Source organism: Kribbella sp. NBC_01510, assembly GCF_045040325.1.
Lineage (GTDB): Bacteria > Actinomycetota > Actinomycetes > Propionibacteriales > Kribbellaceae > Kribbella.
This window is the reverse complement of the sequence record NZ_CP109418.1, coordinates 5,373,351-5,387,424: the sequence shown is the minus strand read 5'-3', so window position 1 is coordinate 5,387,424 and position 14,074 is coordinate 5,373,351. Positions and strand designations below refer to the sequence as shown.

General features: G+C 66.8%; 13 protein-coding genes. 8 read left to right on the top strand and 5 right to left on the bottom strand.

The window, feature by feature from the left end; translation table 11 throughout:
• The first annotated feature begins 333 nt into the window (after positions 1-333).
• Positions 334-1,152 (top strand): LLM class flavin-dependent oxidoreductase, encoded by an 819-nt coding sequence (locus OG558_RS27115; protein WP_405065533.1) that lies wholly within the window; start codon positions 334-336, stop codon positions 1,150-1,152.
• 215 nt (positions 1,153-1,367) lie between these two features.
• Complete coding sequence (locus OG558_RS27110) at positions 1,368-1,544, top strand: hypothetical protein (RefSeq protein ID WP_405065532.1); 177 nt, start codon at positions 1,368-1,370, stop codon at positions 1,542-1,544.
• A gap of 44 nt (positions 1,545-1,588) precedes the next feature.
• Here OG558_RS27110 and OG558_RS27105 read toward each other — a convergent pair whose 3' ends face one another.
• Positions 1,589-1,810: a hypothetical protein gene (locus OG558_RS27105; protein WP_405065531.1), complete on the bottom strand. Its 222-nt coding sequence runs from the start codon at positions 1,808-1,810 to the stop codon at positions 1,589-1,591.
• A 150-nt stretch (positions 1,811-1,960) separates the two neighbouring features.
• Positions 1,961-3,604: a hypothetical protein gene (locus OG558_RS27100; protein ID WP_405065530.1), complete on the bottom strand. Its 1,644-nt coding sequence runs from the start codon at positions 3,602-3,604 to the stop codon at positions 1,961-1,963.
• Positions 3,605-4,076: 472 nt separating this feature from the next.
• Between OG558_RS27100 and OG558_RS27095 the strand changes: the two genes are divergently transcribed.
• A complete protein-coding gene (locus OG558_RS27095) occupies positions 4,077-4,481 on the top strand; it encodes a nitroreductase family deazaflavin-dependent oxidoreductase (protein WP_405065529.1) in 405 nt (134 codons plus the stop codon).
• A 90-nt stretch (positions 4,482-4,571) separates the two neighbouring features.
• On the opposite strand, the gene OG558_RS27090 is transcribed toward OG558_RS27095, so the two are convergent.
• A complete protein-coding gene (locus OG558_RS27090) occupies positions 4,572-5,537 on the bottom strand; it encodes a cyclase family protein (protein WP_405065528.1) in 966 nt (321 codons plus the stop codon).
• A 364-nt stretch (positions 5,538-5,901) separates the two neighbouring features.
• Positions 5,902-6,516, bottom strand: coding sequence for a GNAT family N-acetyltransferase (locus OG558_RS27085; protein WP_405065527.1), 615 nt, complete (start codon positions 6,514-6,516; stop codon positions 5,902-5,904).
• Positions 6,517-7,021: 505 nt separating this feature from the next.
• Between OG558_RS27085 and OG558_RS27080 the strand changes: the two genes are divergently transcribed.
• Genes OG558_RS27080 through OG558_RS27070 form a run of 3 tightly spaced genes read left to right on the top strand, consistent with a single transcriptional unit; the run spans position 7,022 to position 9,231 of the window.
• Positions 7,022-7,480, top strand: coding sequence for a MarR family transcriptional regulator (locus OG558_RS27080; protein WP_329475420.1), 459 nt, complete (start codon positions 7,022-7,024; stop codon positions 7,478-7,480).
• Positions 7,477-8,904: an MFS transporter gene (locus OG558_RS27075; RefSeq protein WP_405065526.1), complete on the top strand. Its 1,428-nt coding sequence runs from the start codon at positions 7,477-7,479 to the stop codon at positions 8,902-8,904. The genes OG558_RS27080 and OG558_RS27075 overlap by 4 nt, the downstream gene beginning before the upstream one ends.
• A gap of 33 nt (positions 8,905-8,937) precedes the next feature.
• Positions 8,938-9,231 (top strand): DUF1330 domain-containing protein, encoded by a 294-nt coding sequence (locus OG558_RS27070; protein ID WP_405065525.1) that lies wholly within the window; start codon positions 8,938-8,940, stop codon positions 9,229-9,231.
• Between the two features lie 298 nt (positions 9,232-9,529).
• On the opposite strand, the gene OG558_RS27065 is transcribed toward OG558_RS27070, so the two are convergent.
• On the bottom strand, positions 9,530-10,075 hold the full coding sequence (locus OG558_RS27065; protein ID WP_405065524.1) for an adenylyl-sulfate kinase: 546 nt from the start codon (positions 10,073-10,075) through the stop codon (positions 9,530-9,532).
• A gap of 445 nt (positions 10,076-10,520) precedes the next feature.
• On the opposite strand from OG558_RS27065, the gene OG558_RS27060 reads away from it, so the two are divergent.
• Positions 10,521-11,438 carry an aminoglycoside phosphotransferase family protein gene (locus OG558_RS27060; protein WP_405072220.1) on the top strand — a complete coding sequence of 306 codons (918 nt, stop codon included), beginning with the start codon at positions 10,521-10,523 and terminating at the stop codon, positions 11,436-11,438.
• 602 nt (positions 11,439-12,040) lie between these two features.
• On the top strand, positions 12,041-14,047 hold the full coding sequence (locus OG558_RS27055; RefSeq protein WP_405065004.1) for a reverse transcriptase domain-containing protein: 2,007 nt from the start codon (positions 12,041-12,043) through the stop codon (positions 14,045-14,047).
• Positions 14,048-14,074 lie beyond the last annotated feature (27 nt).

Genomic DNA, 14,074 nt, shown 5'->3' with positions numbered 1-14,074 from the left:
TACCATCGTTTATGGAACTGGTCGGCCAGCCGGTTCAGCCGACCGGCCGCCCACCTGGACCTCCGGCGCCGGGCAGACCCCCCAGCTGTGGCAACTCCCGTCACTCCAACACCCGCCGGTACCAGTTGGAAGTGGATGGGATCGTTCGTCGGGTAAGTTTCCGGGACGGAAGATGCCCGGTGATCTTGCGATCTGGAGACTGATCGCCGACCACGGCGGTTCATCTCCGATCGAAGTGTCGACGTTCTTGGGCGGGGTTGTCGAATCCTGGGAGGCGGGTTCGTGGATAGAGCAACCGGACCGAACAAGGTCCCAGCCTCAAGGAGAACCACGATGAACGACCAGGCCAGCCGGGTAACCAAACCGTTCCGATTCGGGGTCGTTGCGCCGATCGGTTCTGACCTGCCGACGTGGCGAGACCGCGTGCGCCGCATCGCCGACAGCGGCTACTCCACGTTGCTGATGCCCGATGTCCCTACATGGCAACCAGCACTTGGCCCCACGCTGGCAACCGCTGCCGCGCTCGCTGACCTGCGGATCGGCTCGTGGGTCTATGCCGCTGCGCTGCGCGAACCATGGAGCACAGCATGGGAGGCCCACTCACTCTCAGTACTCACGGAAGGTCGCTTCGAAATGGGCATTGGCGCCGGCCGACCCGGGATCGAAGTCGAACTGGGGCGTCCTGCCGTCTCCCCAGCTGAGCGTCGTGCCAGGATGCGCGAGACCGTGGCCGCCCTGCGTAGGTTCGACGGCGCCGATCTGCACACGCCGGTTGTCATGGCGGTGAGCGGACCGAAGTCGCAGGCGCTGGCGCTCGAAGTCGCTGACGCAGTCACGTTCGTACTCTCGCCGGAAGATGATCGGGTCGAAACCACGAACCGGGTACGCGACTTCCCTGGTGGCCGGGACATCGAACTCGCCCAGCACGTCGCCGCTGTCGGTGACGGTGTCGCTCCGTTCATGGCGCCGCCCAACCTCGACACCGCAGCGCTTCGCGCGGCCGACTCGCTCGTCATACTTCCGAGTGACCCTGCGGCAGCCGCCGAAGAAATCCAACGACGTCGCGAGGAGATCGGCTTCTCCTATTTCGTCATCGGCGCCGACTTTGCCGACACACTCGCGCCGGTCGTGGCCAAGCTGGCCGGACAGTAGGCGGCGCACGCCTCGCAGGTCAACTAGGCCACAGCGATCGCGTCGCCGCTCCCGAACGGGTCTTCGTCCGCCTCAGCTAAGCCGGTGCGGACATCCGATGGTTCCGCTACCTCCGTTTTCCGCCCTTCTCGCGGCTCTTCAACTCCCGTTCCTGCCCTGGGCGAGGGCCACTGACGATCGACGGCGCCCAGCACCTCAAGTCCCTCGAGGTCGAGGTGTCCGGCGACAACGGCACCACCTGGACCACAACCAAGATCCGCAAAACCCCGACGGGCTACGCGGCCACCTTCTCCACCCCGGCCGGCCCCACCGTCTCCCTCCGAGCCCACCTCACCGACCGAGACAACAACACCACCGACCAAACAGTCACCTCCGCCTACCACCTGAAGTAGCCCAAAGCAGCCGCCGCCCCTCGGCGGTGGCTGCTTTTGGTGCCTCAGTCCTGCTTCACTTGCAGTCGCTCCGCGCGGCGCGCGATGGCGGCGCGGACGAAGTTGACCACCAGACGTGCGTGCAGGAAGAAGGCCTGGAAGAACATCCAGTAGCTCTCGCCCTGGCGGATGAACCCGAAATAGATGCCGTAGGCAAGAAACCCCACGCCGCACGCCGAGGCGCTGACCAATCGGGCCCCGTCCGACTGCTCAACACCCTTCATCACCGCGAATGCCCGCTATCGACTCGCGGATGGACTACCCGCCTGGTGAGCCGGGGTCTCCCGCTCGGTCAGGGCATTGCTCCTGTCGGTGGCGAAGACGATGGAGGCTCCAGCACGCGGTGCAGCGTCCCGGCGAACGACGGTGCGAGATGACTAGTGAAGTTGCCGGAGGGCGGCGCGGATCTCGGCGTCGGAGGCGTCGGTCGGCAGGAAGGTCGACGGTATGCCTTTGCTGTCGAGGAATCCGATCACTCCAGACTGGCTCGGATCGATGCCCGCGGCGTCGCTGAGCCATACGGCAGGCTCAGTGGCCGGGTAGCCGACCGGGACCGGCAGGTGGCCGGCCTTCCGTTGGATCTCGGCTGTCGGCGCGGGATGCTCCTTGTCGCCGACGGTGTCCCAGGTCAGGCCGATCACGGTTGGCGACTTGCCGCCGGAGGTGAGCTTGGCCAGACGACGGACTGCGGGGGCAACGTCGGTGACGTCGCCGGCGGCCACGACGACCGGTTTCCCGTCGTAGTCGGCCCAGCGCAGTTGTCCGCCGCCAAGACGCGGCACGGTGAAGGCCGGCATACCGTCGGAAGCCGGGTTGAGGGCCGGATCGTCGTACAGGCCCGGCCCGTGCTCGCCTGGGCGGCGGCCGCATGCGGCGTCGATGAGCTTGAGTTTCGACGCCGGCGGAGGTGGCAACGTCCCTGCCGCGGCCGACTCACCAACCCGGCGCAGTTCTTTCGCGGCCTGCGCGGCCAGTTCGACGTCGCCGGGCGTCGTACCGACGCGGATGGCGAGCGGGCCAGTGAAGAGGACGACCGAGTCACCAGCGAGGGAGACGGTTGGTACGCCGTGAATCGGGGTCAGTCGTGAGCACCCGACAATATTCCCGCCAAGCGGGATTTCCTCGGCGCCGACCTCGATACCTGAGCTGCAAGAGCCTTCGCTGCAAGAAGATCCGTAGCCGACGTTCAATGACTGGCCGGGGTCGAGGGAGGTATCACCCTGCGCCTCGGTGTCCCCGGTGAAGATGATCGCGTCCTCCAGCGGCAATCCGTGGAATTCGGCGCCGAGGTAGTAGATCGGTGTCGTCGTGGTGGTCGCGATCTGGCGGAGCCGGGCCTCGGTCTTTGCCGGCCCTGGTCCGGATGGACCGCTGCCTGGCGCTGGACTGTCGCCGCCGGCTGGCATCTTCGTCGAGAACGTGTCAGGAGCAATCACAGGGCCGAACGTCACCTCGGTCAGTTTGTCCGGGCCGCCGCTCGACAGGACCAGACCGGTCTGCTCATCCAGAGCGATCTCTCGCGCGTCCATCGGCTCCACCGGCGAGCCCTCAGCCGTCACCACCTTGTCGCAGTGATAGCGCACCGCTGTCCTGGCGAACAGTGTCGTCGTGCCCAGCCGCTTCGCTGCGGCACACATGTCGGCGAACTCCTTCGTGCCGGGCCTATAGAAGAACGTGGCTCGGGGGAACTCGTCCTGGCTCGGGTTGTCCTGCCGCTGGTACTTCGGATCGCTCTGCGGGTCGAAGGACAGCAACACCTTGCCGTCCCACACGACGTATGCGCCGGCGTCTGGTCCAGTGAGTAGCGTCTGCCGGAACCGCCTGTTTCCGTCCACGATCAACTCGTACGACCCGGCGTCGTCGGCAGCCGTTCCGCGCATCTTGACCAGATCAGGCGGCACCGTTGCCGAAGGCGACGCAGACCCGCCCACTGATCGTTGCCCGCCACAACCACCTGCTGCCGCGACGGCGAGCACGACCGCGGCGACGAACATCTTTGCTTGCTTGGCCCGCACAGTCATGCCGACTGCGCTCCTCCCCTGTCGACGATGCTCCAGGGACCGGCGGTGGCGACCGGCCATGATCCGTGGTGCACCCCAGACCTGCCCTCTTGACGCACGCAGCACGGCTTCAGCTCAGTCTGCGCGCGGAGACGCCGGAGCGGGCTGAGTAATAGTGCTCAATTCGCCGGGGGGATCGTCCCAGATTCGGCCTAGTACTCCATCGCCGCTGTTTGTCCGGCGCCGTGGGATCAATCGTGGTGCGAAATCGCGTCAAAGAGAATCAACTGGCGCGGCCAGAATCCCTTTCGAACCCAGACTTCTGACGCCTATCCGTGGTGCGAACCAGGGGGTGACATGGGTCAATTGGAGTGATCAGAGCCAGCCGCCGAGGATCCCGAACGCCATGTCTTCTGCGTCAGCAACTCCGCAACCGTCACCGGCTGGGTCTGACGACGTACTCACGCCCGGCAGGTCTCGGTAGCGTGGTGGCATGAGCGCAGATGGGCGGACGCGGGTGTGGCGGTTCCGGCATGTCGCCACGCGGTACGTGAATCCTGTGTCGCGACATGTCGCGGGATGGCTGCCGGGGTTCGGGATCGTGACTTACAGCGGACGGCGCAGCGGGCGGATCTACAGCACACCGCTGAACGTGTTCCGGCGGGACGACAGGTACTTCTTCTTTCTGACGTACGGGTCCGAGGCGCAGTGGGTGAAGAACATCCTCGCGGCCGGTTCGTGCTCGCTGAAGACCCGTGGTCAGGTCGTGCATCTGGTTGACCCCGAGCTGGTCACCGACCCCGAACTCCGCCCAGCACCGTTCCTGGTCCGGCTCATCGAACGCCGTGTCGCCGGAGTCACGCAGTACCTGACGATGCGGACGGCGCCGAGTATCTGAGCGTGTCCTGCCAGGTACGGGAGGCCCGCTCCGGCCCGAAGCGCTACCCCGTGGCCGTCGACCACTCCGCGGCCTCGGGCGCGTGGGTGGTCACAGTACGGCGATGGGGTTGATCGGCGACCCGGTCGCGGTCGGCAGCCGGAGCGGCGCGATGACGCACAGGAAGGTCCAGTGCGCCGTTTCCTCGCATATCCGCACGAGGTCATCGAACTGGAGGTAATCCAGCAGCATCACGCCGAGCGCGTTGATGGCAAGGACGTGGACGGGGAAGGCCACCCCGTCGGTCAGGCTCGGCGCGGTGTCGTTGTTCCCATCACCGCCCAGGACCGCGATCTGCCGCTCGGCCAGCAGCGGCATCACCTCCGGGTGCAGCCCGGCCCGGGCCGCGGCCGCATCCCAGGGCCCGAGCTCCTCCCGCCGCCGCCGGTGACCCACCCGCACCAGCAGAATGTCGCCACGGCCGACGTGGACGCCTTCGTCGCGCTCCGCGGCCAGCAGGTCGTCGACGGTCACATGGTCGCCGGGGTCCAGCCAGGCCACCCCGCGAGACCGTGGTACATCGAGGAGCACCCCGCGGCCGACGATCCCGTCGGCGGCCACTCCGACGGACAGCTCGGTCGCGCCGCTCTCGGTGATGGTGTCCGCGGGCACCCCGTTGTACAGCTCGCCGTCGAAGATCACGTGGCACAGGGCGTCGAGGTGGCTGTCGGCGTTGCCGTGAATGTTCATCTCGATCCGGTCCATGCCGAACGCGACGCCTCGGCCGGCCTCCGCGGCCGGTGGCCCTTTCATCTGGTGCCGGGCGGGTTCGGGGTCGTCAGCCGTCACCCGTCCCTCCACCGGTGCGGCGAGCGAGACTGCCCGACCCAGCCTGACTTCACCTGCGCCGGCCATGGTTCCGGCGGAAGTGAGGTAGTTCAACGCCCCTCGCCGGTCGTCAGACCCCCAAGGCCGCTGGTTGCGCAGCTGCTCGTACAGCGAGCGGAACTCCGCCTCGGTCATCCGGCCCGGCGGCAGTCTGCTCTCCCCGGTGCCCGTACGTCCCCTACCGGTCATGTCGACAGCCTCCCCGTTTTGCGCGCCTGTGGGTAGCCCGTCACCAGATAGCCCGCTGCCCAGCGAGTCCGCCGATCGCACGGCCACCCAGAGCACGTGCCGCCACGCATCTCGACCACCCCAGGACACTGCTCACGCCTGGTCGGCTCCGGCCAGGCGCAGCCGGCACCTTCTGATCCGTAGAGGCAGGCACTCTGATCGCGACCCGCTGGCCTGTGCTCCGGAGGTCGTCGACGAGGTGCTCATCGTCGCTCGCCGGTGCAGGTCGTTGGGGTCAGGTATTGCCTTCGGGCCATTGCGTACATCACCGACTCGTTGCCCTCGCCGAAGGACTCGACAAGCCCGGCTCCGATCGCGTTGCACATCACGTTGGGTCCGGCTCGCGCATCGTCCATTCGTGCGGCAGCGCCGCGAACCACATCACGTCGATGCGCTCGCCCTGCCACACGCTGTGTGCGCGCATCGTTCCCTCGTGCACGAACCCCGCTCGGCGGGCCACCGCAGCTGACGCTTCATTGTCCGCCTCGACCGTCAGGAAGGCACGAGCTGCGCCGAGCTCGAACAACCACCGTGTGAGCAGAACCACCGCCCGAGTCGCGTACCCGCGCCCTCGCACGCTCGGCCCGATCCAGTAGCCGAACTGCGCTACGTCTTCCTTCGTCCAGTCATCGACGCCGCAGCAGCCGACCAGGCCACCAGAGGCTGCATCCGTGATCGCGAATGCAACACCAACTGGTGGCTCCGTCGCGACGAATGCCCGCCAGCTCGACGCGAACTCGTCGATGATCGCTTCAGCTTCCTCGATCGAGAGCGGCGGAGCCGGTCGTCCGAGTCGGTCGTGGGCCCCGTTGTAGCGTCGGATCGCTGGATCGGCGAATGCTTCCGCCATGAACCCGGCGTCATCTCTCGACCAAGGCCGGAGAGTGACCACGCCATCCGAGAGCGACACGACCGGAATGTCGGCATCCGCTTCACGCATGTCTATCGGCTCCTTCGCTCCGGTTGACCCTGCGCATGTCGAACTCGGAGGTTACCCCGAGCCTCCTCTGGGACTCACCGCCGCCAAGCTCGGGTCCGCGTCGACGACAGCGCCGCCGGCTGGCCACGTGTCGAGCTTGAACTGACGACCTTCTCATTACGAGGAGGAACGACAATGCTTCACATGGTCCCGACCAGCAACTTTGCTTTCATCCTGATCGCGCCACGACTTCATATCCCGCATGCATTGACACCACTTCGCACCACGACCGGCACCACGAACGCGACCGGGCTCGCTGAGGCGGCTCGACCTGCCAACGCGGCCCAAGGCGCGCTGGCCGGAAGACGCCGCATTCGAAACCGGAGCCGGCGGATTGAGGTCTGACGGGTCGCCGCAACTGGTACCGGCGGGTGTTGGAGTGACGGGAGTTGCCACCGCTGGGGGTCTGCCCGTGACGTCCGACCACTTCCATAAACTGTGAATATAAAACTGCTATGCTTCGAGCATGAGTCGTCAAGACACCACTCCTGGCGCGTCCGCCGCCATCGGTGCAACCCTCTACGGCCTGGCCACCAGGGCCGTGAGACGCCTGCCCCGGGACATGAGCCTGACGTCCGCCGCCACCCTGGCCACCCTGGACCGGACCGGCCCGCGGCGCATCACCGACCTGGCCGCGGTCGAGGGCGTCACCCAGCCCGCGATGACCGCCCTGGTCCGGGTGATGGAGGAGTCCGGCCTCGTCGAGCGGTGGGGCGACGCGTCCGACAAGCGGGTCACGCTGGTGTGCCTGACCGAGGCCGGCGCCTCCTATGTCCGGACGCGGCGCCAGGCGGGCGTCCACGCGTTCGAGCGGTTGATCGGCGAGCTCACCGGCGACGAGGTCGAGGCGCTGGTGGCGGCCCTTCCGGCGCTGAAGCATCTGGCAGAGCTCGAAAGCCAGGACCGCGAAGGGCCGAAGCAGTGACCGGGCAGCCGGTCGGCGGGGTGAAGGCGTTCCCGGTGGCGCGTTCCGAGGCGCGGCCGCTGGTCCCCGCTTTGATGTTCATCGCCCTGGTCGTGGCGGCGGTCGCCAGCCTCGGGACGCCGCTCATCACCAGCGTGGCGACCTCGTTCCACGTCTCGCTCGGCAGCGCGCAGTGGACGCTGACCGTCGCGCTGCTCAGCGGCGCCGTCGCCACGCCGGTCCTGGGCCGGCTCGGAGCCGGCCCGCACCGGCGGGCCACGATCCTCGCCACGCTGGCGGTCGTCGTCGCCGGCAGCGCGCTCACCGTGCTGCCGCTGCCGTTCGCGTGGCTGCTGGCCGGCAGGGCCGCCCAAGGCGTCGGGCTCGGGCTGACGGCGCTGATGATGGGCGTGGCCCGGGACCACCTCCCCGAGGCGCGCAGCGCGGCCGTGATCGCCCTGATCTCGGTGGTCTCGATCATCGGGGCCGGCGTCGGCTACCCACTGGCCGCACTGCTCGCCGAGCTCGGCGGGGTACGGGCCGCCTACGGCCTCGGCCTGGTCATCACCGCCGCCGCCCTCCTGACCGCGTGGCGCTCCATGCCCGAAGCCCCCGAAGGCCGCTCCGCCCACGTGGACGTGGCAGGCGCGGTCGTCCTGGCCGCTGCGCTGCTCCTGGTGCTGTTCCTCGCCGGCGAACGGAATCTATGGAGCCGGCACCTCGCCGTGGCGGCGAGCCTCGCCGTCGTCGCGGTGGTGCTGCTTTGCGTCTGGGCCGTCATCGAGCTGCGTAGCACGACGCCCCTGGTCGATGTGCGGGCGGTGCGGCACCCGGCGGTCGCCGGGGCGAACCTCGCCATGTTCGTCGGCGGGATCGGCATGTACCTCCTGCTCACGCTCATCACCCGGTACGCGCAGACGCCGCACGGCGCCGGCTACGGCTTCGGGCTGACGACCTTCGTCGCCGGGCTGGTCCTCATCCCGTTCTCGGTGCTGGGGTTCGTCGCCGGCAAGCTCACGCCGCGGGTCCGGACGCGGATCGCCGACCCCCTGCTCCTGGCCGGCAGCGCCGTCGTGGTCGGCGGCGGATTCGCCCTGTTCGCGGCGGCCCGGTCGGACCTGGCCGAACTGTTCGCGGCGATGGGCGTGCTCGGCTTCGGCGTCGGCGGCTTCTCGGCCGCGATGCCCGGCGTCATCCTGGCCGTCACCCCCAAGAGCGAGACGTCGAGCGCGATGAGCTTCAACTACGTCGTCCGCAGCGTCGGGTACTCCCTGGGCAGCGCCATCGGCGGCCTGATCCTCGCCGCGGGCACCGGCCCCGGCCACCTCTTCCCCGACGACAGCGCCTACACCACCGCGGCGCTGGTCGGCATCGGCGCCATGGCGATCACGACGCTGACAAGCCTTGCTCTCGCCCGCCGACGCTCGTCCGAGACCAACCCGTAAGTCAGATGTACTCATCCCAACACTGGAGGTTCCATGCCCAAGGGCTACTGGGTCAGCGTCTACCGCACCATTTCAGACCCTGACAAGCTGGCTGCTTACAACAAGCTGGCCGCCCCGGCGGTGAAGGCCGGGGGCGGTCGGACCTTCGTCCGTGGCGGTCGAGTCGTGGCGCATGACGCCGGAATCGCCGAGCGCACCGTCCTGATCGAGTTCGACAGCTTCGAGCGGGCCGTCGCGGCGCACGACAGTGCGGCCTACCAGGACGCGCTGGTCGCCCTGTCCGACGGCGTCGAGCGCGACTTCCGCATCGTCGAAGGCATCGACTGACCGAGGCCCAGCCGGATCTTCACTGAAGATCCACCCTCTTGGTTTTCGCTGGCTGCGGCTGCCGGTGCGGCGGGGTTCGTGGGTGCTCGTGCTGGTCCTGGGCGGCTGCCCAGGCCCCCGAGCGAGCATCTGCCTACGCCAGCCGTCAACCATCGCCTCGAAAAGCCGAAATCGCGACCAGACGGGAGTCTCTGCATTAGATGCAACCCCCGTGCTTCGAGAGCCGATAGCAGGTCTTATGTCCGGTAAAGGACGATGAGTTGCATCTGATGCGACAACTCGTCGCTGCGGGATGCCGTCAGGCCGAGTGCGCCCAACCGATCGCCCGCATCACGCGTCGCGCCACTTGTGTCGGCGCGTCGAGCCCCGGGTCGACAAGAACACAGTCTCCATCCAGACCTGCGTCCAAGATCAGATCCAGTTCGCCACTACGCCGAAGGTGCCAGTCCCGATCGGGTCCCGGCACGTGCCGTTCAGTCAGCCGCGCCCGGACGAGTTCCAAATCGGTCTTGAGCCGACACAGCTTCATCGGCATCGCCATGGCCGACTCGTACTTGCGTGCGGCGGCGCGGCTCTCAACTGCTCCAGAAACGACCACACGCATCGCCCCAGCAGCACGGTAGTTCTTCGCCACGGAGGCCAAGTTGGTCAGTTCGAGCTCCATGTTGAAGGGATCCTCGGCCGGGGCTGGCCATCCGCGCGCCAGCTCGTCCAGATCAATAACCGCATGCGGGATCCCCAGCTTCTGCAGTTGCTCACCGATCACCCGAGCGGTTGTCGTCTTGCCGACGCCAACGGTTCCAGTGATCAGGAGTGCTTCTACCGTCGCCGGTCCACCATGCATCGAACAAACCTAACGGGACGGCCCTCGAAACCCGATCGACTTTGCCGCCTTGAGCGAACCCTGCCCACAATCGATCCACCGCCCAGTTCGTTCCGGCCTGCGCCACCAACGGGCAGCCTCGCCCGGAGTGGCCATGAGGCTGCACCCGACGGATACTGCAAGTCGAATAGGAGTGGTCCCAGTAGTCTCCTGACCGGGAACCGGGCAAAGGTTGGCGTTACGCGTCGACCAGCGCCGGCTCTCCCGGTCGACCAGCGCCGCACAGGCACCGGACAGTGGCAGGTATTTCTCCTCACCGCCAACGGCACCAGCGGCGGCGTGCACGTCGGCTGGCACGAACCCGGCCAGGTCCGGCCCGTCACCGACGACCGCGCCGACCGGCAGGCACCGGCCTGACGTTGGCCCAGACTGGTGATCGAGTCTCGTCCCATGAGGAGCCCGCGTGATGCTCGACATTCCCGATGAAGTGTGGAACAAGGTCGTCGCCGACGGAAACGCCGCGTGGCTCGACGAGCTGCCCTCGATCGTGGAATCTCTAGCGCAGGAGTGGTCATTGACCATCGGCGCCACGTTGCGCGGCGGCCACGCGGCGCTCGTCGTCGAGGCGACGCTCCCTGACGGAACGGCGGCTGTCCTCAAGGTCGGCGTTCCGGGGACTCAGCGCGATCTCACCTTCGAGGCGACCGCGCTGCGCCTCGCCGACGGCGACGGCTGCGCGAGCCTGCTGCGCGAGGACCTCGACCGCGGCGCACTCTTGCTCGAGCGACTCGGGGCTGCCATCTACGACGTGGTACCTGATCCAGCGACACGGCACGACATGATGTGCGATGTCGCCGTCCGGTTCTGGCGGCCGGTCAGCCCCGATGTCGACCTGCCGACAGGCGCCGACAAGGCACGCGAGTATTCCGACCTGCTGCCGCGACTGTGGGAACAGACGGGTCAGGCGTGCTCGGAAGCGACAGTCGAGGACGCTCTCGTGTGCCTGGACCGTCGCCGCCGCGCCCACGATGACCGACACGCCGTGCTCGTACACGGCGACGTCCACGACCTCAACGTGCTTCAGGCGGCGGACGGCACGTTCAAGCTCATCGATCCGGGTGGCCTGCGCGCTGAGCGGGCATGCGACCTTGGCACCATCATTCGATGCAATCCCGACGCCGGCGACGACCTGCACGCCAGGGCGAAGCGGCTGGCCACCCACACTGGTGTAGACGCCACGGCGATCTGGGAGTGGGGAACGATCCACCGCGTCATCAGCGGCCTGTACAGCCGACAGATCGGGTTCCAGCCGTTCGGTGATCTGTTGCTCGCCGAGGCAGATCGACTAACAGTCAACGGCGACGGGCCGGGCGGTGGTCAGTAGCGGCGAATCTTCTCGATCCGCCGGTGATCTCGTCGTCGGTCAAGTGCTCGCCGTTGTCGCAGCTTTCCCGGCTGGCGCTCTGAATCTCGTCGTATCCGATCAGGACCCGCTACTTCGCCTGGCGCTGCGCGAATGATGTTCGCAGCGGCATCCGTTCAGAAGACGAGAACAATAAGGGACTCCTGCACGCCCGAAGCCCTCTAGGCATCCCGTCCTAGTACTCCAGCCGTAGTTCCTGATCAGGGGAGTTGGGCCGGTGGCCGGACGCCGGTGGACGATCGAGGAGTCTTTGTGCGCCACGAGGCGCCTTGTCATATTCCCCATCCAGTGGGGAGGAACTCGGAGGGAGGTTCTTGGGTCTGATGACTTACCTGGCGCCGAAAGGTTAAGGGGACAACAGCATGTCAGCGAACCAGTGGCCGGGTCCAGGCGTATGGGACGGTGCGCTGGGAAGACCCGCGCGATATGGCGAAAGCTGGATTGCCTGAAGCCTAATCTCCAGACGATGAAACTTCACATCCACCGGAAAGACGTCTGAAACCGGTGTTACGCCCTGCCTCGGCGTTGAACGATAGCCGAGGCAACCTCCGGGGCGGGAAGCGATGTCCAATGAGGACATTCAAGGAGATGAGTGGGCCGCCTACGTCGCGCTGCACCGTATGACAGGGACGAACGTGGGATCGCCTACGGGGCGCGAGTCCTACGGCGACGCAGTTCCCGTAGTAGTCGCAGGAGTCACGACCTGCCAAGGAGGACGGGAAAGCCGTCTGCATGGGCGAAGGGGAACAGGTGATCGGGCACCATCAGATCGGGAGGTATGCGAAATGCAGAGCGCCGAAGCGGTGCTGGGTGTCCTCCGTGAACGCGGCAGGCGTGGCCTGCCATGTGATGAGCTGTATCGGCAATTGTTCAACCCGCAGTTGTATCTGTTGGCCTACGGACGTATCTACTCCAACCACGGGGCGATGACGGCCGGGGCCACGAAGGAAACCGTGGACGGCATGTCGCTGGGCAAGATCGGCCGCATCATCGATGCGATGCGCAACGAGCGCTACCGATTCAAGCCCGTGAAGCGGGTCTACATCCCGAAACGCAACGGGAAGTTACGCCCGCTGGGGATGCCAACCTGGTCGGACAAGCTGGTCGGCGAGGTAGTGCGCCTGCTGCTGGAGGCCTACTACGAGCCGCAGTTCTCCGACCGTTCCCACGGGTTCCGTCCCGGCCGGGGCTGCCATACCGCGCTCCGCGAGGTGGCCAACACCTGGACCGGGACGAACTGGTTCATCGAGGGAGACATCTCCGACTGCTTCGGATCTCTTGACCACGAGGTCATGGTCACGACGCTGGCGGACAAGATCCACGACAACCGTTTCCTGCGGCTGGTGCGCAACATGCTGACAGCCGGATACCTGGAGGACTGGGTCTACAACGCCACACTGTCCGGAGCGCCGCAAGGCGGCGTGGCGTCTCCGGTCCTGTCCAACATCTACCTGCACCGATTGGACGCCTTCGTCGAGACAGTCCTCATCCCGGAATACACCCGAAAGGCACGCAGGGCCCGCAACCCTGCCTACCTGGAGGTCGCGGCCGCGCTCGCACGCGCCCGCAGGCGCGGCGACCGTGTCGAAGCCCGAAGGCTGCGCAATCGCATGCGAAGCCTGCCAAGTCAGGACCCTCACGATCCCGACTACCGACGGCTGCGATACATCCGCTACGCCGATGACCACCTGCTCGGGTTCACCGGACCCAAGGCTGAGGCCGAGGAGATCAAACAGCGCCTGGCGGCGTTCCTGCGCGATGATCTCGCGCTGGAACTTGCCCAGGACAAGACGCTGATCACGCACGCCAGAAGCGGCGCGGCACGATTCCTCGGCTACGACATCACCGTCGGACACGACGATCGGCAGTTCACCCGCGGCAAACGCGCGGTCAACGGCCAGATCCAGTTACGCGTGCCCCCGGCGGTGATCAAAGCCAAGAGCGCCCCGTATCTCATGCGCGGCAATCCCGCGCGGCGGCCCCGCCTGATCAGCCGTGGCGACTACGACATCGTCAGGATCTATGGGGCGGAGTATCGGGGCATCGTCCAATACTTCTTGTTAGCCGGCAACGTTCGCCTACTGCACCGGCTGCGCTGGGTCATGCTGACCTCGATGCTGAAGACGCTGGCCTCCAAGCACCGCTCGACGGTGTCGAAGATCGCGGCCAAACACACGGCCAAGATCCAGACCCCACACGGGCCACGCACGTGCTTCGAGGCCATCGTCGGACGCGGCAAAGACAAGAAGCCACTGGTCGCACGGTTCGGTGGTATTCCACTCACACGGCAGAAGACGGCCGTCCTCGACGACCGTCTTCCGGAACGGGTCATCTACCCCCGCAAAGAGCTGGTCACCCGGCTCCTACGGGGCAGATGCGAGCTCTGCGACCAACCCGGCGAGATGCAAGTCCATCACGTCCGCACCCTCGCCGAGCTCGCCCCACCCAGACCAGCCCAACCCGGATGGAACAACCTCATGGCCAAACGGCGACGCAAAACCCTCGTGGTCTGCGCCGCCTGCCATGACTACATCCACACCGGGACCCCAGTCGCAACACTCACGGAATAGTCACTGGAGAGCCGGATGCCCGGAAAC